The organism is Sediminibacterium sp. FW305-C-49 (genome assembly GCF_058231085.1).
Genome location: NZ_JBIQXS010000001.1, coordinates 1,294,539 through 1,317,814 on the forward strand (window position 1 = coordinate 1,294,539; position 23,276 = coordinate 1,317,814).

General features: G+C 41.8%; 19 protein-coding genes. 17 read left to right on the plus strand and 2 right to left on the minus strand.

Going from position 1 to position 23,276, the window contains the following annotated elements; translation table 11 throughout:
• Positions 1–8: 8 nt before the first annotated feature.
• From ACH3Z1_RS05340 to ACH3Z1_RS05375, 8 genes are all read left to right on the plus strand, one after another.
• Positions 9–902 (plus strand): alpha/beta hydrolase, encoded by an 894-nt coding sequence (locus ACH3Z1_RS05340; RefSeq protein ID WP_490820828.1) that lies wholly within the window; start codon positions 9–11, stop codon positions 900–902.
• A 26-nt stretch (positions 903–928) separates the two neighbouring features.
• Entirely contained in the window at positions 929–2,848 is a 1,920-nt protein-coding gene (locus tag ACH3Z1_RS05345) for an alpha/beta hydrolase-fold protein (RefSeq protein WP_490820829.1), read from the plus strand.
• Positions 2,849–2,878: 30 nt separating this feature from the next.
• The gene (locus ACH3Z1_RS05350; RefSeq protein WP_490820830.1) at positions 2,879–5,401 is read left to right on the plus strand and encodes a glycoside hydrolase family 95 protein; all 2,523 of its coding nucleotides are present in this window, start codon (positions 2,879–2,881) and stop codon (positions 5,399–5,401) included.
• 40 nt (positions 5,402–5,441) lie between these two features.
• Positions 5,442–6,398: a glycoside hydrolase family 43 protein gene (locus tag ACH3Z1_RS05355; protein WP_490820831.1), complete on the plus strand. Its 957-nt coding sequence runs from the start codon at positions 5,442–5,444 to the stop codon at positions 6,396–6,398.
• A 10-nt stretch (positions 6,399–6,408) separates the two neighbouring features.
• A complete protein-coding gene (locus ACH3Z1_RS05360; RefSeq protein ID WP_490820833.1) occupies positions 6,409–8,007 on the plus strand; it encodes a glycoside hydrolase family 43 protein in 1,599 nt (532 codons plus the stop codon).
• 9 nt (positions 8,008–8,016) lie between these two features.
• Positions 8,017–9,390: a family 43 glycosylhydrolase gene (locus ACH3Z1_RS05365; protein WP_490820835.1), complete on the plus strand. Its 1,374-nt coding sequence runs from the start codon at positions 8,017–8,019 to the stop codon at positions 9,388–9,390.
• Positions 9,391–9,548: 158 nt separating this feature from the next.
• The gene (locus tag ACH3Z1_RS05370; protein ID WP_490820836.1) at positions 9,549–10,007 is read left to right on the plus strand and encodes a hypothetical protein; all 459 of its coding nucleotides are present in this window, start codon (positions 9,549–9,551) and stop codon (positions 10,005–10,007) included.
• Positions 10,008–10,053: 46 nt separating this feature from the next.
• On the plus strand, positions 10,054–10,938 hold the full coding sequence (locus ACH3Z1_RS05375) for a PfkB family carbohydrate kinase (protein ID WP_490820837.1): 885 nt from the start codon (positions 10,054–10,056) through the stop codon (positions 10,936–10,938).
• On the opposite strand, the gene ACH3Z1_RS05380 is transcribed toward ACH3Z1_RS05375, so the two are convergent.
• The gene (locus ACH3Z1_RS05380) at positions 10,931–12,325 is read right to left on the minus strand and encodes a DUF6055 domain-containing protein (RefSeq protein WP_490820838.1); all 1,395 of its coding nucleotides are present in this window, start codon (positions 12,323–12,325) and stop codon (positions 10,931–10,933) included. The genes ACH3Z1_RS05375 and ACH3Z1_RS05380 overlap by 8 nt on opposite strands.
• A gap of 153 nt (positions 12,326–12,478) precedes the next feature.
• On the opposite strand from ACH3Z1_RS05380, the gene ACH3Z1_RS05385 reads away from it, so the two are divergent.
• Positions 12,479–13,093 carry an HAD family hydrolase gene (locus ACH3Z1_RS05385; RefSeq protein ID WP_490820839.1) on the plus strand — a complete coding sequence of 205 codons (615 nt, stop codon included), beginning with the start codon at positions 12,479–12,481 and terminating at the stop codon, positions 13,091–13,093.
• 80 nt (positions 13,094–13,173) lie between these two features.
• Here ACH3Z1_RS05385 and ACH3Z1_RS05390 read toward each other — a convergent pair whose 3' ends face one another.
• On the minus strand, positions 13,174–13,410 hold the full coding sequence (locus ACH3Z1_RS05390; protein ID WP_490820840.1) for a hypothetical protein: 237 nt from the start codon (positions 13,408–13,410) through the stop codon (positions 13,174–13,176).
• 268 nt (positions 13,411–13,678) lie between these two features.
• Here ACH3Z1_RS05390 and ACH3Z1_RS05395 point away from each other — a divergent pair, with 268 nt between their 5' ends.
• From ACH3Z1_RS05395 to ACH3Z1_RS05430, 8 genes are all read left to right on the plus strand, one after another.
• On the plus strand, positions 13,679–14,149 hold the full coding sequence (locus ACH3Z1_RS05395; protein WP_490820841.1) for an LSm family protein: 471 nt from the start codon (positions 13,679–13,681) through the stop codon (positions 14,147–14,149).
• Positions 14,150–14,217: 68 nt separating this feature from the next.
• Complete coding sequence (gene nusA, locus ACH3Z1_RS05400) at positions 14,218–15,468, plus strand: transcription termination factor NusA (protein WP_490820842.1); 1,251 nt, start codon at positions 14,218–14,220, stop codon at positions 15,466–15,468.
• A gap of 136 nt (positions 15,469–15,604) precedes the next feature.
• Positions 15,605–18,517, plus strand: a complete 2,913-nt coding sequence (gene infB, locus ACH3Z1_RS05405; protein ID WP_490820843.1) for a translation initiation factor IF-2 — start codon at positions 15,605–15,607, stop codon at positions 18,515–18,517.
• Between the two features lie 208 nt (positions 18,518–18,725).
• Positions 18,726–20,117, plus strand: a complete 1,392-nt coding sequence (locus ACH3Z1_RS05410; protein WP_490820844.1) for a peptidylprolyl isomerase — start codon at positions 18,726–18,728, stop codon at positions 20,115–20,117.
• 265 nt (positions 20,118–20,382) lie between these two features.
• The gene (locus ACH3Z1_RS05415) at positions 20,383–20,856 is read left to right on the plus strand and encodes a MarR family winged helix-turn-helix transcriptional regulator (protein ID WP_490820845.1); all 474 of its coding nucleotides are present in this window, start codon (positions 20,383–20,385) and stop codon (positions 20,854–20,856) included.
• A gap of 52 nt (positions 20,857–20,908) precedes the next feature.
• Positions 20,909–21,628, plus strand: a complete 720-nt coding sequence (locus tag ACH3Z1_RS05420) for a pirin family protein (protein WP_490820846.1) — start codon at positions 20,909–20,911, stop codon at positions 21,626–21,628.
• Position 21,629: 1 nt separating this feature from the next.
• Positions 21,630–22,502, plus strand: a complete 873-nt coding sequence (locus ACH3Z1_RS05425; RefSeq protein WP_490820847.1) for a pirin family protein — start codon at positions 21,630–21,632, stop codon at positions 22,500–22,502.
• Positions 22,503–22,656: 154 nt separating this feature from the next.
• The gene (locus ACH3Z1_RS05430; RefSeq protein ID WP_490820848.1) at positions 22,657–23,184 is read left to right on the plus strand and encodes a YceI family protein; all 528 of its coding nucleotides are present in this window, start codon (positions 22,657–22,659) and stop codon (positions 23,182–23,184) included.
• The last annotated feature ends 92 nt before the right edge of the window (positions 23,185–23,276 follow it).

The window sequence follows — 23,276 nt, forward strand, 5'->3', positions numbered from 1 at the left end:
GTTGATACATGAAAAAATTGATCCTTATAATTGGTTTATTGTACACCTCATTTTTTTCTGTAAATGCGCAGGAAGTCATTGAAATATATCCCGGATTAATACCTGGTGCTACATCTGTTCATAAAACAGAAACCAAAAATGCAGGTATGTATCGCAATGTAACAAAGCCTGCACTTGAAATGTATTTACCTGTAAAAGAAGAAGCCACTGGCACAGCAGTGATTATTTGTCCCGGTGGAAGTTATAGTGTGCTTGTGTATGATGGAGAAGGTATTTCAATGGCAAAAGCATTACAGCAGAAAGGTGTCGCTGCGTTTGTATTGAAGTATCGTTTACCCGATGATTCATTAATGGTCGATAAATCAAGCGGGCCACTTCAGGATGCACAACAGGCAATAAAAACAGTAAGAGACAATGCAGTTAAATGGGGTATAGATCCAGCTAAAATTGGCATCATTGGCTTTTCAGCTGGAGGACATCTGGCATCTACTGTTGCCACCCATTTCGATAGACCACTACCTGGTAATACATCCAATACCAGCTTGCGTCCAGATTTTCAGGTACTTGTTTATCCGGTAATAAGCATGCAGGATGGATTAACACATTCTGATTCGCGTAAAAATTTGTTGGGAACAAATAGTTCAGCAGAATTAAAAAATACATTCTCTAATGAATTACAGGTAACAAAGGAAACGCCACCTGCTTATATAACTCATGCATCAGATGATAAACTGGTAGTTGTACAGAATAGTATACGGTATTACGAAGCTATACTGCAAAAAGGAGTACCAGTTGAAATGCATCTTTACCAGAAAGGAGGGCATGGATTTATTTTCAGACAGAAAGAATGGGTAGAACCATTGTTTCAATGGATGAGAAATAATAACTGGATCAAAAAATAACATATACCCAAACAAAAGCAACCATCATGAAACCGATTTTTTTTATTGCTTTATTAGTGATTAGCTTGAATGGGCTGTCACAAGGCATCATTAAACCTGCAACGGCAGGTTTTGACCTGGCAAAAGAAAATATTGCCCATGGGAAAATTGACTCTATAACCTATCCCTCTAAAACTGTAGGTACAGACAGAAAACTACTGGTGTACACCCCTCCGGGCTATACAAAGAATAAAAAGTATCCTGTGCTGTATTTATTACATGGTATCGGCGGAGATGAGAAAGAATGGTTTACAGGTGGCAAACCACATATTATACTGGATAACCTTTATGCAGAAGGTAAGATTGAACCCATGATAGTAGTGCTTCCTAACGGAAGGGCTATGAAGGATGACAGAGCAACCGGAAATATTATGGCACCAGATAAGGTGCAGGCATTTGCCACTTTTGAAAAAGACCTGCTGAACGATTTGATCCCTTTTATCGAAACCAACTATTCAGCACTAACAGACAGAGAGCACCGTGCGATTGCAGGGTTGTCTATGGGTGGTGGACAATCACTGAATTTTGGTTTGGGAAACCTCGACAAGTTTGCATGGATCGGTGGATTTTCTTCAGCCCCTAACACCAAAGCACCGGAAGAGTTGCTACCAGATATGGCTGCCGCAAAACAAAAAATCAAACTACTGTATATGTCTTGTGGTGCCAGCGATGGATTAATCAGGTTTAGTACTCGCCTGCATGAATATGCAAAGAAAAATGCACTACCACATATCTATTTTATTGAGCCGGGTGTACATGATTTTAAAGTATGGAAAAACGGCCTCTATATGTTTTCTCAATTATTATTTAAACCTGTGGATACCAGTACATTTTCTAAATATCCGGTAGCAGGTGCACCGGCAGCCAGCAATGTAAGAAATGCGGCCTATCCACAGATATTACCCGACAACCGGGTGATATTCAGTGTGAAAGCACCCGATGCCAAAAAAGTACAGGTTGACCTGGGAAAGAAATACGATATGGTAAAAGACGAAGAAGGCAACTGGAAGGCAACAACTGATTCTATTGGAGAAGGTTTTCACTATTACTCTTTGATCATTGATGGCTTAGCTGTAGCTGATCCGGGAAGCCAGACATTTTATGGAATGAGCCGCATGGCCAGCGGTATTGAAATACCTTTCACCGGAGGCGATTATTATTCTTTAAAAAATGTACCTCATGGCGATATACGCATCAACAGGTATTTTTCAAGGGTGACAAATTCATGGAGACAGATGTATGTATATACTCCTCCCGGATATGATTCAAGCCTGCAGGATCAATATCCTGTTTTATACATTTTGCATGGAGGCGGTGAGGATCAGACAGGATGGGCTAACCAGGGTAAAACAGATTTGATTATAGACAATCTCATCGCAGCCAAAAAAGCAAAACCCATGCTGGTTGTAATGATGGATGGTAATTTGAGCAGCGGAGGTATTGGTGGTTTTGGTGAACAGGCTTTGAAAAATTTTGAAAACGAGCTCAGGCAGTCTGTGATTCCATTCGTAGAAAAAAAATACCGTACACTCAACACAAGTGATAGCAGGGCGCTCGCCGGCTTATCAATGGGAGGATTACAAACCTTGTATGCAGGCGTTAGAAACTCAGCCATGTTTTCGCATCTGGGTGTATTTAGTTCAGGATGGTGGAGCAATCAACCAGCTTTATCTAATCCCCAATACGATTTCATGAAAGAAAATGCAGCAACCATCAATAAGAATCTAAAATCATTCTGGATAGCCATGGGAGGGAAAGAAGATATTGCTTACAATAATTGTAAAATTATGTTGGGCAAATTTGATGAAATGGGTATTAAGTATACCTATAGTGAATATCCCGGTGGTCATACATGGCCTGTGTGGCGAAACAATCTGTACAATTTTGCACAACTGCTATTTAGGTAGCATATTTTTTTGACTTACACAATAAACGTCATGCAGACACTTAAGAGGTGTTTCCGGATAGAATCTTTCAATAATAATGTGGCCAGGAGAGGCTTTCGTTATATGTGTATCATTTTGTCTGCGATTATCAATCTTAATGCGTCTGCGCAGCACCCTGGCTTAAAACTTTGGTACACCCGGCCATCTGGTGAAACCTGGGAAAATGCATTGCCTATTGGCAATGGAAGACTGGGGGGCATGATATATGGAAATGTAACGCGTGAAACCATTCAGGTAAATGAACATACATTATGGAGTGGCAGCCCCAACAGAAATGATAACCCGATGGCACTTGATTCTTTGGGATTGCTGCGACAATTGATTTTCGATGACAACTATAAAGAAGCTGAACGGCTGGCTAATAAAACAATCATCACTAAAAAATCGCATGGGCAGATGTTTCAGCCAATTGGCGATCTGCAGCTTGTTTTCGGAGGCCACGAACAATACACAGATTATTACCGTGAACTGGATATTGAAAAGGCTGTTACAAGAACAACCTATAAAGTAAACGGAACCAGTTACCAGCGGGAAGCAATGGCTTCGTTTACAGATCGCGTAATTGTTATGCGTTTAACAGCCAGTAAAAAAGCAAACATTTCGTTTACTGCTTTTTTCAAAACGCCACAACCCCAAACAAATATATCTACAACCGGTAACCAGGAGCTGGTAATTACAGGTACTACAATGGATCATGAAATGGTCAAGGGTTTATTGAAGTTTAAGGGCATTGTGCGTATTAAAACAGAGGGAGGAATCATTACCCGAAACGACACATCCCTTCACATAAACAAAGCCGATGCTGCTACCATTTATATTTCTGTAGCAACCGGGTTTAATGACTATAAGGATATAAGCGGTAATGAACATAAGCGGGCAGCAGACTATATGGCAAAAGCATATGCGAAACCATATAATACCATGCTTGCTTCACATATAAAATTTTATCGGCAATACTTTAACAGGGTAAAACTAAACCTTGGCAATACTGAAGCAGCAAAGCTTCCTACAGACGAGCGATTAAAGAATTTCAATCGGGTAAATGATCCGCAACTGGTAACTCTATATTATCAGTACGGGCGCTACCTGCTGATCAGTTCATCGCAACCTGGTGGACAACCCGCTAATCTGCAGGGTATCTGGAATAATAAAATCAAACCACCTTGGGACAGTAAATACACCATCAATATCAATGCAGAAATGAACTATTGGCCCGCAGAGAAAACCAATCTGTCTGAGCTGCATGAACCTTTTTTAAAGATGGTAGAAGAATTGTCTGAAACAGGTAAACAAACAGCCAGGGTAATGTATGGTGCAAGAGGCTGGGTGGCACACCATAACACTGATATATGGCGCACCAATGGTGCGGTTGATGGTGCATTGTGGGGCGTATGGAATGCAGCAGGTGGCTGGATGAGCCAGCATTTATGGGAGCATTATCTCTATAGTGGCGACAAGAAGTTTCTTGCAACTGCTTACCCTGTTTTAAAATCGGCAGCAACATTTTATGTAGATTTTTTGGTAAAGCATCCGAAAAAGCAATGGTTGGTGATTAATCCGGACATGTCGCCCGAAAATTCTCCTGCCGGACACCAGGGAGCTTCCATTGATGCCGGTACTACCATGACCAACCAGATCGTATTTGATATTTTCAATACCACCATTCGGGCTGCAAGCATTTTACAAAGAGACCAAAATTTTGCAGATACCCTTACTGCATTAAGGAAACAGTTGCCTCCTATGCAAATAGGAAAACATGGTCAGTTACAGGAATGGTTAGATGACCTGGACGATCCAAATGATAAACACAGGCATATCTCACACTTATATGGTTTGTTTCCATCGAACCAGATATCACCCTACCGCACGCCTGCATTATATAGTGCAGCAAAGAATACATTGATACAAAGAGGAGATGTATCCACCGGTTGGAGTATGGGATGGAAAGTAAACTGGTGGGCCAGAATGCTCGACGGCAATCATGCATATAAACTCATTCAGGCACAGTTAACACCAGTAGGTACCAATGAAGGTGGAGGCGGTACCTATAATAATTTATTTGATGCGCATCCACCATTTCAGATCGATGGCAATTTTGGTTGTACCTCAGGCATTACAGAAATGCTCATGCAAAGTGCTGATGGTGCTGTTCATCTGCTTCCGGCATTGCCCGATGTATGGCAGAAAGAAGGAAGTGTCGGTGGATTAAGAACAATCGGTGGCTTTGAAATTATGTCGATGGAATGGAAGGATGGGAAATTAATCAACCTTACCATTCGGTCAACAGTAGGTGGAAACCTTCGGTTAAGAATACCCAATGAAATAAAGATGAAAAATAAGAGGGAACTACAAAAAGCAAAAGGGGAAAATAAAAACCCTTTTTTCCATGTAGACGCAATAACAAACCCTATTGTTTCACCTACAACACATATTCAAAAATTTGAATTAAAACAGACATGGCTATACGATGTTGCCACTCAAAAAGATGGCATATACAAGTTTGTAGCCAGGTAATATAAAATCAAAACCAGATTGGTCATTAAAACATTACCGCATGAAAAAGAGTAGCTTAACTTTTATCACCTTACTGATCGGGGTTGTATCGTTTTCACAAAACCCCATCATTAAACACATTTTTACGGCTGATCCATCGCCGATTGTTTTCAAAGACACACTCTTTCTTTATACAGGTCATGATACAGCGTCGGTTACAGCTACGAATTATAAAATGCCGGATTGGCATGTGTTTTCAACAACCGATATGGTGAATTGGAAAGACCATGGTTCTTTACTTTCACCAGCCACATTTTCATGGGCTACAGGCGATGCATATGCAGCTCAGTGTATTGAAAGAAATGGCAAGTTCTACTGGTTCGTGTCTACTTTTCATAAAAAAGACAGTAATAGTAATGGAGGGGCTGCTATTGGGGTTGCGGTTTCTGATAGACCAACAGGTCCTTTCAAAGATGCCATTGGTAAAGCATTAATCACTAATGAAATGACCAAAGACAAGCCACATGCCTGGGATGATATAGACCCAACGGTATTTATTGATGACGATAAACAGGCATACCTGTATTGGGGTAATGGTAGTTGTAAATGGGTAAAACTGAAAGAAAACATGATTGAAACGGAAGGTCCTATTTCAGTGGTGGAGGTGAAAAATTTTATTGAGGGTCCATGGTTATATAAACGCAAAGGATTGTATTACCTGGTATATGCAGGCAGGGGAACCAAACCTGAAATGATTGAATATGCAACGGCAACAAGTCCGACAGGCCCCTGGAATTATCAGGGTATTATTCAGGAAAATGTGCCCAATAGTTTTACTACGCACCCGGGTATAATCGATTACAAAGGCAAATCTTATTTCTTCTATCACAATGGAACCCTGCCAACGGGAGGAAGTTATAGACGATCTGTTTGTGTAGACTATATGTATTACAATGAAGACGGTACCATTCAAAAAATTATTCAGACGAAAGAGGGCGTTAAACCTGTTACAAAATAAAGCGTAGATCATGCAAATACAATTCTCTAAAACACGTAACACATTACTACTTCTGATACTAATGGTATTGTGCTGTATAAACCAATTATCCGCACAATCCAATAAAGCAACCAACCCCATCATTCACGCTGATGTGCCCGATGCTGCCATGATTCGTGTAGGGAATGCATATTACATGAGTAGTACTACCATGCATATGAGTCCCGGGGTACCCATCATGAAATCAACCGATCTGGTAAACTGGAAAACGATAGGATATGCTTATGATACATTGGCCAGTATGGATGAATTAAACCTCAGCAATGGTAAAAGCACTTATGGCCGGGGCTCATGGGCCAGCAGCATACGTTATCACAAAGGTGTTTTTTATGTCACCACTTTTGCGCAGACCACAGGTAAAACGCATATCTATTCCACCAAAAATATTGAAAAGGGGCCCTGGAAATCATGGTCATTTAAACCCAGTCTGCACGATCATTCACTGTTCTTTGATGATGACGGTAAGGTATATATGCTTTACAGCAACCGTAAACTAATACTCGTTGAATTGAAAGATGATCTTACCGGGATAAAAGAAGGAGGGATTAATCAGGTAGTCATTGAAGATGTAACAGCACCGAGTCAATCAAAAGGGAATAGTGGCTTGGGAGAAGGTTCTCAACTCTTTAAAGTAAATGGTAAATATTATCTTTTCAATATTACCTGGCCACGCGGAGGAATGCGTACTGTGGTCATTCATAGAGCAGATAAATTAACTGGTCCATGGGAAGGAAAACTGGCTTTGCAGGATTTAGGCGTGGCACAGGGTGGATTGATTGATATGCCTGATGGAAGATGGTTTTCTTATTTATTCCGCGATTATGGTGCAGTTGGACGTATTCCCTATTTAGTACCCGTTGAATGGAAAGATGGATGGCCTGTATTAGGTGTTGACGGAAAAGTACCTCAAACCCTTGATCTTCCTGCAAGTAAAGGATTTATTCCAGGTATTATTTCTTCCGATGAATTCACACGTAAGAAAGGAGAACCGGCTTTACCGTTAGCGTGGCAATGGAACCATAATCCAGACAATAGTTTATGGTCAGTCACAGAAAGAAAAGGATACCTGCGTTTGAAAACGGGTAGAATTGATACCAGTTTTTTATTGGCAAGAAATTCACTTACACAAAGAACCATCGGGCCGGTTTGTACAGGCACAACGTTACTGGATGTAAGCAATATGAAAGATGGTGATTTTGCAGGGCTGGGTTTGTTGCAAAAAAACTTTGGTCAATTAGGCGTAAGAATCACCGGTACAGAAAAAGAATTAGTCATGATCAATGCCAGTTCCGGAAAACCGGAAGAAGTGGCAAAACTGCCCTTAACGCAATCGACGGTTTATCTTAAAGCCGAATGTGATTTCACCAATAGAAAAGACACTGCACACTTCTATTATAGTTTGGATGGTAAAACATGGAATGCGATCGGTACGCAACTTAAAATGGCCTATACCATCCCGCAGTTTATCGGCTATCGATTCACGCTATTCAACTATGCTACCAAAACAACAGGAGGTGCTGCTGATTTTGATTTCTTCCGCATTACTGACAGCATTTCAGAAAAAAAATAATTCCATACCATGAAAAAATTTTCTTATAAAACTACTATTTACTGCATAAAATCTTTTGCAGTGATTTTATTTGTAGCCTGTATCTGTCAGTCAGCCAGGTCACAAAACCCTATCGTTAGAAACCAGTTCTCTGCTGACCCAACTGCACGGGTTTTTGGCGATAGGGTTTATGTATATCCATCACATGATATTTTTGCTCAGCCCGGCAAAGGAAGGGTTGGTTGGTTTTGTATGGAAGACTATCATGTATTCTCTTCCACGAATCTTACCGACTGGACCGATCATGGTATGATTGTAAGTCAGACTACCGTGCCATGGGCCAATCCAACGGGGTATAGTATGTGGGCGCCTGATTGTGTGAAACGCAATGGAAAATATTATTTCTACTTCCCCACATTGCCCAAAGACACTGCTGTATATGGTAGAAGTTTTGGAATAGGAGTGGCTGTATCAGATAAACCAACAGGTCCTTTTGTGCCTGAGCCAACACCGATTAAAGGTGTGAGAGGTATTGATCCAAATGTATTTATTGATAAGGATGGACAGGCATATCTCTACTGGTCGCAGGGAAATATTTATGTAGCAAAGCTCAAAGAGAACATGGTTGAACTGGCATCTGAAGTGGTTACCATTCCTAATTTACCAACAAAGGGTTTGAAAGAGGGTCCTTTTGTTTTTGAAAGAAATGGACTTTACTACCTGACTTTCCCACATGTAGAAAATAAAACAGAGCGACTGGAATATGCGATTGGCGATAATCCGATGGGGCCTTTTAAGATGACGGGCGTTATCATGGATGAATCTCCCAGTGGTTGTTGGACAAACCATCATTCCATTATCCAATATAAAAAGCAGTGGTATCTTTTTTATCATCACAACGATTACTCACCCAAATTTGATAAAGCAAGATCAATCAGGCTCGATAGTTTGTCTTTTAATGAAGATGGTACCATTCAAAAAGTGATACCTACTTTAAGAGGGGCGGGATTAACGAATGCTAAGAGTGAAATACAAATAGACAGATATAGTAAACTCAATGCAGCAAATACAGAGATCAGTTTTTTGGATACTACAAATACATTCCTGGGATGGAAAACAACTTTTAAAAATCCTGGCGCCTGGGTGCAATACAATGCTGTTGATTTTGGTAAACAGACAGGAAAGAAAATTATTTTAAAAACAAAAGCAGGAGAGAATAGCAAAGTAGAAATAAGGACTGGCGGAATAAATGGCACTTTGATTGGAACAGCTACTGTGTTAAAAGACAATGCCTGGATGGTTATTGGAGCCGATGTTCAAAAAAAGACAACAGGTATACAGGATTTAGTGTTGGTATTAAAAGAGGGTTCTGCACTTGAAATAGATTGGATAAAATTTGAGTAACTTTTTAGTAACCACCGGCTCATTGATGAGTGATACGAGTGCAAACAAAAAGCAGTTCCTGTCTGTACTGTTTTAACATACACTTTGGGTTTTCCTGAGGGTGGTTTACCTCGCGAACAAACTAATATATGTACATTCATAACAAATCTGCACAGTTTATGAAAAGCACAGGTGTTATTATTGGTTGTTTGGCCATATTGTTTTTTATAACGGCCATACCGCAGTCTGTAAATGCTCAAGACCCGCCAGAAAAATACTTACAACAAATGGTAGATAGTGTAAATCAGTTACTGAAGACCGGCCCGGATCGAAACATGCAATTGAAATTATCTGTTTCGCTCAACGGGAATGCTTCATTACTGGATTCAGACCAATCGGGTTTCAGGTTTAATCTTTTTAAGTTGAAAAGAGGAGCGGTCAAAGACAATGATGCAGGCATTGAGTTTATACCGGAAGCGATTGGAAGTATAACAACCAACAAATGGATTACTTTTAATACAGCGGAGAATGATCGGGTTGCCAACATCAAGTTTACGGCAACAGATGAGGCGATGGTTAAAAAAATACATGCTATACTATTACGCATAAGGGCATATGTGTTTGAGATGGCGCGTTAATAATCGGTAATCTTCCACCTGGTATCCTGTTCCCTGAAATAGTTTTATGTTTATGTACGATCTCTGTTGCATAGGCCATATTACCCACGATAAAATTGTAACCCCCGGTCATACCGTGCATATGGCGGGTGGTACTTCTTTTTATTTTTCACATGCAGTTAAAAACCTGCCATTACATTATCACCTCGTAACGGCACTGGCTCCGGAAGATGCTGTATTTACAGATGAACTGAAAGCATCAGCCATTGATACAACCATATTGCCCAGCAGATATACCGTTTATTTTGAAAATATTTATTCTGATGACAGTGATGACCGGGAACAAAATGTATTGAAAGAAGCAGATCCTTTTTCAGTAGCAAATCTGTTAACTGTTCAGTCAACTTATTTTCACTTGGGTCCACTACTAGCGCATGATATACCTGTTGAACTGATCATCGATCTGTCCACAAGAGCTAAAGTATCGCTCGATGTACAGGGCTACCTCAGGACAGTCATCAATCAAAAAGTCGTAGCGATTGACTGGGAAGACAAACAAAAAGCCTTACCCCATATTGCTGTTTTGAAAGCCAGCGAAACCGAAGCAAGAACATTAACCGGTTATACAAACATGGAAACGGCAGCCAGACAATTATTCGACTGGGGTGTAAAAGAAGTAGTCATTACATCGGGTAGTAAAGGATCATTGGTTTACGATGGGAAAGAGTTCCATATCATTCCTGCCTATCAACCAACTGTCATCAAAGATGCCACAGGCTGTGGCGATACTTATATGGCAGGTTATCTCTATCAACGTATCAAAGGAGCAGATATACACGATGCAGGTACTTTCGGCGCAGCCATGGCTACCATAAAAATTGCCGCTTCAGGACCATTCAATGATACAGAAGCGGCAGTTGTAAAACTAATAGCAACAGGTGCTGTTATTTAATAATAGAATCAATCAAACTGGTTCCTGTTAACTTAATCTGATAAGGCCATTGTTCTTCCGGAACGGGAGCTGTATTTGGCGCAGGGTTTCTTGGTCTGCCGGGTATGGGCCAATGTTCTGTTGGAGCACCCATTACTGTTAACCAAAGAAACTCTGTGTCTTTGGGTATTGTAAACTTCAATGTGCCATTCGCTTCTTTTCCAACTTCACCATATACACGTTTGCCGTTTTTCTGATAAGCAACAAACCCGTAACGCCATCCTGCCTTATCTGTCTTAACAGCACTGTATCCTGTACTACCTGCCAATCCTTTAAAATCGAGCGTAACAGTGGTGCCTGCTTGCGGAACTTTTAATTGAATGCCATTGTATCCGTAATTCTGCGGACAAACACTACTATCGATCCTGAACCAGCCATCTGCTGCTGTTCTCATTACTGTGAAATGCTGATTGGCATAAGGCTTGGCCACCTGCTCAATACGTTTCATATCCCAGGTAATGAAGCGGCGTGATGCATCAAACATTTCATCATTAAACTGTTCCTGTGAAAGATTGGTAATACGTTTATACGTTGTTACAGGATCTTCACCATTTAAAGTGGCGCGTGAAAATTCACCAAAAAATTCAATGCCACGGTTGTTCGACCAGTATTCAAAAACATAAGGTGAATGATACATGTTGGTAGGATGCAAAAAAGCAAAATGCGTTTTCTTCATGAAATCTTTGAGGTGATAATTTTCGAAAGTCATCCACTCAGGATATACCTGCCATAACATGTACTGAGCCGACATTTCAGAAATAGGTCCACCGGGCCCGCGTCCATTATCTGCACGAATCATGTATTGAAAAGAATGTCCGAGCTCATGTGCCAGTGCGCCATAAGGTGCTTTGCTCATACGCGCTGCCGGTGTCCATAATAAACCGATTTTATTTTCAGTACCACCACCAAATGCGGTGGCACCGCTGCCACCAATGACATAGAGAATCATTTTATACTGATCGGTAAATGATTTCCCTTTTACCACCAGCTTTAATTTATTGACATAGAAATCATAAAAACGTTCCAGCTCTTTTACGGCATCCTGCACATTGAAACGTTTTGTTTCAACAGGATTGGTCATCGGGTCCTGACCAAATTCTTTCGACCAGAAAACCACAATATTTTTTGATTCCACCATTCTCGAATAACTGAACTCACTGGTATCGCTGTTGTAATTGTTGCCATCCGGAATACGAAATACTTTACCGGGTATATACAATTCTTTCTCACCCGGTTTTTTGATGCGTGCAAAAGGTTCAGGAGGAGCTGCGTTGTTTCCACCCTGGGCCCATACACAGGCGGGTAATAATAAGAGATAAAATGTTTTCAGTAATTGCTTGCTTAACATGGTTGGCTTTTTTGAAAGTGAACAGTAGCAATGAATTTACTGTTTAAGACTTTTGGGTTTTCTGAAACAAGCTTCTTGGTTAAAATATGTATGAACTTGGTTAATTGACTTGAAGAAAACTGACACTTAAAAAACCTGTGGTAGCTTTGTAACATGAGCAGCATCAAAAATATTCTCTTCGATCTCGGTGGTGTTTTTCTTGATATCAATTACCAGTTGACAGAAAAAGCATTTATTGATTTGGGCATCACCGATTTTGAGCAGCGATTTAACCAGCAATTCTCGAATACACTTTTTGAAGACCTGGAAACGGGAAAAATCACCCCTGAACTTTTTTATCACCGTTTCAGGGAAGAAACAGGAACGGCACTAACCGATGCAGCCATTGAAACAGCCTGGAACGCTCTGTTGCTCGATTTCCCGGCAGAAAGACTGGAATGGCTGGAAGAAATGGGCAAAAAATACCCGGTTTATCTCTACTCAAACACTAATTTGATTCATTATCAATGTTTTATGAAGATGTTTGAAGAGAAATTCAAAGGAAAAACATTCAATGAGTATTTCCGTACCGCCTATTATTCGCATGAACTGGGTCTGAGAAAACCCTATCCGGCATCTTACAGCAAAATCATGGAACTGGAAAAATTACGCCCGTCAGAAACGCTCTTTATCGATGATACCCAGAAAAATATAAAAGGAGCACAGGAAGCTGGTCTGCAAACCCGCTGGTTGCAGCCGGGGATGAGTTTGTTGCAACTGGGGTTATAGCGGTGGGGATGAATGGTGAATGGTCAATCGTGAATAACCGTATGCTGTATTCACGATTGACCATTCACCATTCATCCCCACTACTTTATCTCCTCAAAATCAATATAATCCGCGTCCTTCTTGATTTCTGTGGCTTTTTGGGCCTGTTGTTGGTATTGTTGCTGTTGTTCAAATTGCTTTTTTGCTTCTTCTTGCTGCTGCTGCATTTCACGCACTTTATCTTTCATCTGAGAAGCTACTTTACTGGCGGGAACAACGATCTTGAAAATAAGGTTGTACAGAAAATAGATCAGTAAACCCCATAGAATAATCTTCATCACACAAAAATAAAACATTCTCCTTTCCCTGCCCCGCAGGATTGAAGTCTGGCGCTAGGATTTTTGATTTGTCTTGTGCGGACATGAAAGGCTATAATGACCACCTAATTTTTATATCAGATATATTTCTACCCCAATCCCTGCCCCGGACTTCAGTCCGGGGCAGGGATTGGGGGTAAATTTGGAGTATAAGCCCTTTTTACCTTACATTTGCATTCGGAAAAGAACAACAGAAGGGAACGGAAGCGTTCCCTTCTTCTATTTAGATATGTCAACAGAAACACAAATTACAAGGATCGAAGGGCTGATTACAGAAATGCTGGCAGAAGAAACCGCCTATTTTCTGGTATCTATACGCATCAAACCCACCAATAACATCAAAGTGTTTTTAGATGGAGATGAAGGGTTGTCTATTGAGAAATGTGTATCCTTCAACCGTAAACTGTACAAGCTCATTGAAGAAACAGGCATGTATCCTGAAGGTGAATTTTCACTGGAAGTTTCATCACCAGGTCTGGATGAGCCATTGAAATTACACCGGCAGTATAAAAAGAATATCGGCCGTTTTATTGAAGTACTGTTTCTGGATGGCACAAAAAAAGAAGGAAAACTGCTCGAAGTAGCGGAAGCCGATATTATCATAGAACATACAGAAGGCAAAGGCAAAAAAGCAGTAACACAACAATTGGTTATACCATTCAATCATATTAAATCAACAACAGTTCAAATCAAATTCTAATTCTGTAAGACTTGTAGCTGAAAGCTTGTGGCTTGAAGCTTGTCTTCCGGATCTCTAAAACTTAAGACATGGCTAGTATCAACCTCATTGAAGCGTTCCAGGAGTTTAAAGACGCAGAAAATATCGATCGTCCCACGATGATGAAAGTGGTGGAAGACGTATTCAAAACCCTGCTCCGTAAAAAATATGGCAGCGACGAAAATTTCGACGTAATCGTAAACGCAGAGAAAGGTGACCTGGAAATCATTCGCCGCAGGATGATCGTAGAAGATGGTGAAGTAATTGATCCACTGGCAGAAGTAGGTTATACAGATGCAGTTAAGATTGAACCCGACTTTGAAGTAGGGGAAGAACTCTATGAAGAGGTTGATATGATTGACTTTGGCCGTCGTGCCATCCTGGCTGCCAAACAAACACTGGCAAGCCGTATCAGCGACCTGAAAAAGAATGTACTGATTAAAAAATATGGTGACCGTATTGGTGAAATCATCAGCGCAGAGGTATACCAGGTATGGAAAAAAGAAGTGTTGTTATTAGATGAGGAGGGCAATGAACTCATCCTCCCCAAATCTGAACAGATACCACAGGATTATTTCAAAAAAGGAGAAAATATCCGTGCAGTAGTGGAGCGTGTAGACCTGAAAAACAATACACCGGTCATCATTCTTTCAAGAACCAGTGGAACCTTCCTGGCCAAATTACTGGAGATTGAAGTACCAGAAATTTTTGATGGTCTTATTGCCATCAAGAAAATTGTACGCGATCCGGGAGAACGTGCTAAAGTGGCGGTTGAATCTTACGATGACCGTATTGATCCGGTAGGTGCCTGTGTGGGTATGAAAGGAAGCCGCATTCATGGTATCGTTCGCGAACTGAAAAATGAAAATATTGATGTCATCAATTTCACGACCAATATCCAGTTGCTGATCCAGCGTTCATTAACGCCTGCAAAAATCAGCTATATGGAACTGGATAATGATAAAAAACATGCGGAAGTATACCTCAAAGCCGACCAGGTTTCACTGGCCATCGGACGTCGTGGGGTAAACATCAAACTGGCATGTGAACTCACCGGTTATGAAATTGATGTGTTCAGGGAAGATGAAGAAGTGGTGGATGAATTTGATATCGATCTGGATGAATTCAGTGACGAGATTGAGCCATGGGTAATTGATGAATTCAAACGCATCGGTTGCGATACCGCCCGCAGCATCCTGAACCTGACCGCTGAAGAACTGGAAAGAAGAACCGATCTGGAGAAAGAAACCATCGAAGAAGTAAGAAGAATCTTACAGGAAGAATTCGACAGAGAGGAATAAGCAGCTATTAACAAGCTATATTTGTCGGGTAACTAGAACATTGCCCGGTCAGATTGTAGCCGTATAAATTAGTCCATGGACAATCGTCCATAGTCCATGGGCCATCGACTATGGACCATGGACAAAAAAACTTTGAATGTCAGAACTGAAATTACCAAGACTGTTAGCAGCCGCCAAAGAGTTTAATATTGGTCAGGATACCCTGATTGACTTTTTGGTGAAGAAAGGATTTACGAAAGATGACCTGAAGCCTACCGCCAAGCTTACGGAAGACCAGTACTATGCCCTCCAGGCAGAGTTCCAGGGCGATAAGGTAGCAAAGAATAAGGCCGACCAGGTAGAAATACCCAAAGCAGCACAGGCAGAGGCGAAAAAGAAAAAAGACGAGGAAGAAATTTCCTTTGTAAAGAAAGAAGAGAAAAAAGCTGCCCCCAAAGAAGAGCCCAAGCCTGAGGCAAAAGCAGAGCCCGTAGTAGAGGCCAAACCTGTAGAAGTGGCGCCGGTAGTAGAAGCAAAAGCCGAAGTACCAGAAGTGGTGAAAGCAGAAGCACCGGAAATTGAAGCACCAAAAGTCATCAACAAGATCGACCTGTCTGCTATTGATTCATCTACGCGTCCTAAAAAAGCGTCAAAGAAAAAAGAAGAAACACCTGCAGAACCAGCACCTGCTCCTGCTCCAAAAGCAAAGAAAGCAGAACCTGCCCCTGTAGTGGCTCCTGAACCAGCAGCACCAGTTATGCCCGCTACTCCGGAAGAAGCAGAAGCACCACCTGTTATTGAAAATATCAGGGCAGAAAAACTGGAAGGACCTAAGATCCTTGGTAAAATTGAATTACCCGTAAATAGCGATACCCGACCTAAACCTGCGGCAAGAGACGAAAAGCGCAAGCGCAAACGTATTCCTGTTGACAGAAAAGAAGGCGGAGCACCACCACCCCCGCAAGTGGGTCCGGATGGCCGTCCGTTAACTGGTCCCAATCGTCCGATCGTTCCTGCCAATAACAGGAATAGCCAGCAAGGTGGCGGCGGCGGTGGGTTCAACCGTAACCAGGGAGGAGGAAACAGAACCGGCGGCGGTGGTAACCGTGATAGAAACAGAAGAGGTGGCGGAGCTGCTGAAGAAAAAGAAATAGACCAGAAAGCAATCCAGGAAAAAATCCGTGAAACACAGGCCAAACTGGCCGGAACAGGTGGTCGCGGAAAAAGCCTGAAAGCCAAATACAGAAGGGCCAAGCGTGATGAAGCGGCTGAAGCCATGGGTAATGAAATGAGCGACGACAATAAACTGCAGGTAACAGAATTTGTTACCGTGAGTGAATTGGCCAACCTCATGGATGTAAGCTTTGCCGATGTAATCGGTAAATGTATGAACCTTGGTATCATGGTATCCATCAACCAGCGTCTCGATGCTGAAGTGATTGAACTGGTAGCCAGTGAGTACGGATTTGAAGTGGAGTTTATCGGTGTAGATGAAACAGATGAGTTTGATGATGAACAGGATGAAGACAGTGAAGAAGACCTGGTTCCAAGACCACCGATTGTAACCATCATGGGTCACGTAGACCATGGTAAAACATCCTTGCTCGATTATATCCGTAATGCCAATGTGGTAGCGGGTGAAGCAGGAGGTATTACACAGCACATTGGTGCATATGAAGTAACACTGCCTAATGGAAAAGCCATCACCTTCCTCGATACACCGGGTCACGAAGCCTTTACGGCCATGCGTGCACGTGGTGCGAAAGTGACGGATATCTCCATCATTGTAGTAGCTGCAGACGATGCAGTGATGCCACAAACAAGAGAGGCCATCAGCCACTCACAGGCGGCCAATGTACCGATGATCTTTGCTGTAAACAAGATCGATAAAGACGGAGCCAATCCGCAGAAAATATACGAGCAGTTATCGCAGATGAATATCCTGGTAGAAGCATGGGGCGGAAAGTTCCAGAACCAGGAACTCTCGGCAAAACAGGGTCTGAATGTAGACCTGCTGCTGGAGAAAGTATTGCTGGAAGCCGAATTGCTCGACCTGAAAGCCAACCCTGAAAGGGAAGCGGCAGGTACTATTATCGAAGCATCGCTTGATAAAGGCCGTGGTTATGTGGCCACCATCCTTGTACAGAACGGAACCTTACGCCAGGGCGACCTGATCGTATCCGGTCAGCACTACGGACGTGTAAAAGCCATGTTCAATGAACGTAATCAAAGGATCGAAGAAGCACCGCCATCTACACCAGTCGTGATACTGGGTCTGAATGGTGCGCCACAGGCCGGTGAGAAATTCAAAGTGTTTGAAGACGAAGCCGAAGCAAAAGAAACAGCTACCAAACGTGCACAGATATTGCGTGAGCAGGGTCTGCGTGCGAGAAAACATATTACACTCGATGAAATTGGTCGCCGACTGGCACTGGGTAACTTTAAAGAACTCAATATCATCATCAAAGGTGATGTGGATGGTTCGGTAGAAGCCCTGAGCGATTCATTACAGAAATTATCTACTGAAGAGATTGCGGTAAGAGTGGTGCACAAGGGTGTAGGTCAGATATCTGAAAGCGATGTATTGCTGGCAACTGCATCAGATGCCATCATCATCGGCTTTAACGTACGACCATCCATGCAGGCCAACAGGTTGTCTGAAACAGAGGGCGTGGAAATCAAACTGTACTCTATCATCTATACCGCCATCGATGAAATCAAGAGCGCGATGGAAGGGATGCTGGAGCCGAAAATACAAGAGAAAATTACGGCCAACGTGGAAGTACGCGAAGTGTACAAATTCGATAAAGCCACTGTTGCAGGATGTTTTGTACTGGAAGGTAAAATCAGCCGTAACAGTAAAATACGTATTATCCGCGATGGTATCGTTGAGTATCCGAAAGGGGAAGGACAGGCAGCAGAACTGGGCAGCCTGAAACGTTTCAAAGACGATGTAAAAGATGTTGCATCGAATATGGAATGTGGTCTGACCATCAAAAACTTCAACGACCTCAAAGTAGGCGATATCGTGGAAGCATTTGAGGAAGAGGAAGTGAAGAGAACTTTATAAGGAAGGCTTCTAGCGTTTAGCTACTAGCTTCTAGCTGATGCAAAAAGGGAATGGATGCTATTACACCCATAATGGTTATTCACTCCCTTTTATCATAAATAACTAGCAGCTAGTAGCTAAAAGCTAGAGGCTTTTTGTTTTGTTAAAACCAATCCCCGATCGGGTAAAGAAGCCCCGATTGATTAAATTTGACGTTCATAGAAAGAATATGAAAAAGGTATTGCTGATAGTTGTTATGCTGTGTACCGCAATGGTATCGGTGATGGCGCAGACCAAAAAAGTAGTGGCCGATAAAATTGTAGGTCAGGTTGGAGACAGAATCATTCTCCGTTCCGATATCCTGAATGCGATCTCCGATATGAAACGCCAGTACCAGGGACAGGAAAATGTAATCATCCCAACTGAGTGTCAGGTGCTGGAAGGACAACTGATTCAAAAAGCGCTGGTATTGCAGGCAGAAAAAGATTCGCTGAGTGTAACCGAAGAGGAAATTGATGCAACCATCGACAACCGTATCCGTGCAGCCATTCAGCAATATGGATCCAAAGATGTACTGGAAGAAATTGCAGGCAAAACCATTTATCAGCTCAAGGAAGATTTCAGGGTCACTTTCCGCGAACAGAAGATGGCCGAACAAATGCAAAGCAAAATCATTGAAACGGTAAAGATTACACCAACAGAAGTAAAAGCGTTCTATAATAAAATACCCAAAGACAGTTTACCCTTTTACGAGAGTGAAGTGGAGCTGAGTCAGATCGTCATCATACCCAAAGCCAACCGTGATGTAGAAGAATACGTTTCAAAACAGATGTATGACTACAAACGCCAGATTGAAAGTGGTGCACAGAAATTTGAAGCGCTGGTGAAATTGTATTCAGAAGATCCGGGAAGTAAAGATGCGGGTGGACAATACAACCTCAACAGGAACGACCGTAACTGGGATCCCGCTTTTCTCTCCGCATCATTCCGTTTGAAAGAAAACCAGGTATCGCAGGTCATCAAGTCAAAATTTGGTTTACATATTATACAGTTGATGTCGCGCTCAGGTGATGAAGCTGTGGTACGTCATATTTTACGTATACCACCGGTAACAGAAGATGAGATCAAAGAAGCTGTTACCAAACTCGATTCAGTACGTAAACAATTGAAAGCCGGAACCATCAGTTTTGGTGAAGCAGTGAGCAAGTTCAGCGAAGATGAAAACAGTAAGTTCAATGCAGGTGCCATTACTTCCGGACAGGATGGTAATATCTTCCTGAGTATTGATATGCTGGACAAGGATATGGTAGTGGCCCTGAAAGATTTGAAGCCAGGTGAATTCTCAGCACCACAGGTATACACCGATGAGCGTAACCGTAAAGCCGTTCGTTTAATTTACCTGAAACGCAGAACTGAACCACATCGCGAAAACCTGATGGATGATTATAACCGTATTGCTCAGCGTGCCATGGAAAGCAAAAAGAATGAAGCATTAGAGAAATGGTTCAAAGAACATATCCCTACCTACTTCGTATCAATCGATAAAGACTTCACAGGCTGCGAAAGCATCAAAGACTGGAAAGCTGCTGCAGACAAAGCAGATAAAGCGAGGAAAAACTGATCAGAACAAAGAAATATCGAATATAGATATCGGATTTCCAGATAGTACACTCAGTCTCAAATCCCAGCGCCGGACTTTAGTCCGGCGAGAAAAAGAAAGCAGAAAAAACATAGTGGTTAATAGTAAAAGCATGCATATCATCATTGATCTGCATGCTTTTTTTATAGGTACATGTATTTCCTCGCCTATTTTAATCTTTATAACTAATTGATTATTAGTTATTTCAGGAAAAGGAAAATAAAATTTGGAAATTACATGTACATACATGTATATTTGCATGGTGAAACTGGAACAAGCCATACAAAGTACAAAATTCAAAAGCGAAGTGCAGAAGGCAGGATTGAATATACTGTACACAGCCTGGTGGCTGAAGACAGTAATGAGCAGGGAACTGAAAGAGTTTGGATTAACACATGAGCAGTACAATGTGCTACGCATATTAAAGGGCAAACACCCCGAACTGATGTGTGTAAAAGACATAGCCTGCCGGATGATTGAAAAAAGCTCTAATGTGCCGAGGATCATTGACAGACTGGAGATCAAAAAACTTGTAAAGCGTGCTACATCGGAGGCAGATAAAAGAGAAACAGTGATTTCACTTACCCAGAGTGGTATTGCAGTACTGCAGGCCAGTACAAATGCACTCAATGCCATTTACGATGAAATCATGACAATCAGCGAAGAAGATGCTTCCAGCATCAATGAACTGCTCGAAAAAGTAAGAGAAAAGGAAAGTTGATTTTTTTTATACCAATACATGTATGTACATGTATTCAAAATGAAAAAAGCATATGAAAACAATATTACATAAAGCAGCCACCAGAGGACATGCCAACCATGGCTGGCTCAACAGTTACCACACATTCAGTTTTGGTCATTATTACCATCCCGATCGTGTTCATTTTGGGGCATTAAGGGTATTGAATGACGATACTGTAAAAGGTGGCATGGGTTTCTCCAAACACCCGCACGATAATATGGAGATCGTATCTATTCCATTGTCTGGCGACTTACACCACCAGGACACCACCGGCAGAGATGAAATCATTCGTCAGCACGACGTACAGATCATGAGTGCCGGCAGTGGTATCGCGCACAGCGAAACCAACGCCAACAGCGATAAGGAAGTAAAATTTTTACAGATATGGGTATTCCCCAAAGAACAGAATATTGAACCACGCTATCAGCAAAAATCATTCAAACCTGAAAACCGTTTGAACCAGGTACTTACAGTAGTAGCACCCGATGATGACAATGCAGTATGGATTAACCAGGATGCCTGGTTTTCTCTGGCCAACCTGGAAGCAGGTGTTGAAAAAACATACGAAGTAAAAAGAAAAGAAAACGGCGTCTATGTTTTTGTCATCAATGGAAAAGTAACCATCAACGGACAGGAACTGGATACCAGAGATGGTTTGGGAATCAGTGAAACAGACAAACTGGATATTAAAGCCGATAGCGCAGCAGAAATATTATTGATAGATGTACCGATGAAAATACAGGAGGCATAAGATGAAAACAAACAGAACAATCAAAAGTATATTATACGCAACGCCAATGGATATGGGCGGCATGCCCATCAGGCAGCCCTTCCCCTCTCAAAAAGCAGAAAGCATAGACCCCTTTCTCTTGTTGCACCATGCCGATATTAAAGTACCCACACATATCGATGTAAAACATGCAGGCGTAGGTCCGCATCCACACCGTGGTTTTTCTCCCGTGAGTTTTATTTTCAAAGGAGGTGTACATCACCGCGACAGCAGGGGGAATGATAACGTGGTATATGCTGGTGGAACACAATGGATGAATGCGGGTATGGGTGTAATTCACAGCGAAAGACCACCGAAAGATATCCATGAAATAGGTGGTCGCCAGGAACTCATTCAGCTTTGGGTGAATACACCGGCCAAACATAAAATGGATGCACCGGTTTATCAACCACTTACTGCTGAAGACACACCTGTTGTAAAAAGCGAAGATGGTCTGGTACAGGTAAACATCATAGCCGGTGAATTGAATACCGTGAAAGGTCCCATCAATACCTTATCAGCAGTAAACACATTTACGGCAACATTTACAAAAGGAGGAAAATTCTTTTTCAATATTCCCGCTACACACAATGCATTTATATATGTGCTGCAAGGAAAACTGAATGTAACCGGTGACGGAGAAGTCGATGGGAAATATGTAGCTGTATTTAACAACGACGGAACAGGATTTGAACTAGAAGCGCTGGAAGACAGCATTGTATTCATCGGAACCGGAGAACCACTCAACGAACCCGTAGCATCGCATGGCCCCTTTGTCATGAACAACCAGACTGAACTCATGGAAGCTTTCCGCGATTATCAGTTGGGAAAGATGGGGGTGTTGATAGAGGAGTAGTGAGGAGAGTGAGTAGTGAGTAGTCAGCAGTGAGTAAAAACTATACTCACTATGCACTACTGACTACTCACTAAAAAAGCAAACAACAAATTAAAACAAACACCATGGTCTATCGACTATGGACCATCAACTAAAAAATAAAAACTCAAACACAATGGCAACTTACAAAATCGACGCAGCACACAGTGAAATTACCTTCAAGGTAAAACACTTAATGATCACCAACGTAACCGGAAGTTTTACACAGTTCGACGCAACCATGGAAAGTGAAGCCGCTGATTTCAGCGATGCAAAAATTTCTTTTGAAGCAGACGTAAACAGTGTAAGCACCAATAACGAACAGCGTGATGGTCACTTGAAAAGTGATGATTTCTTTGCTGCAGAAAAATTCCCTAAACTTACATTCGTATCAAAAAGCTTTACCAAAAAATCGGATGACGAATACACCCTCACCGGCGATTTAACCATTCGTGATGTAACGAAAACAGTAGACCTGGCAGTTGAATTCGGTGGTAATATGGTAGACCCCTGGGGTCAGGCAAAAGCCGGTTTCGAAATCAACGGAAAAATCAACCGTAAAGAATTTGGTCTGGGCTGGGGAGCGGTAACAGAAGCAGGTGGTGTTGTGGTAAGTGATGAAGTGAAGCTTCATTTAGGCGTTCAGATGATTAAGCAGGCATAATTCCTGAATGGTGAATGGTCAATGGTGAATAGGAGAACTTTTGTTGGTCACTCGCCAACAAAAGTTTACAGTAATACATTGAAAAATAGTAA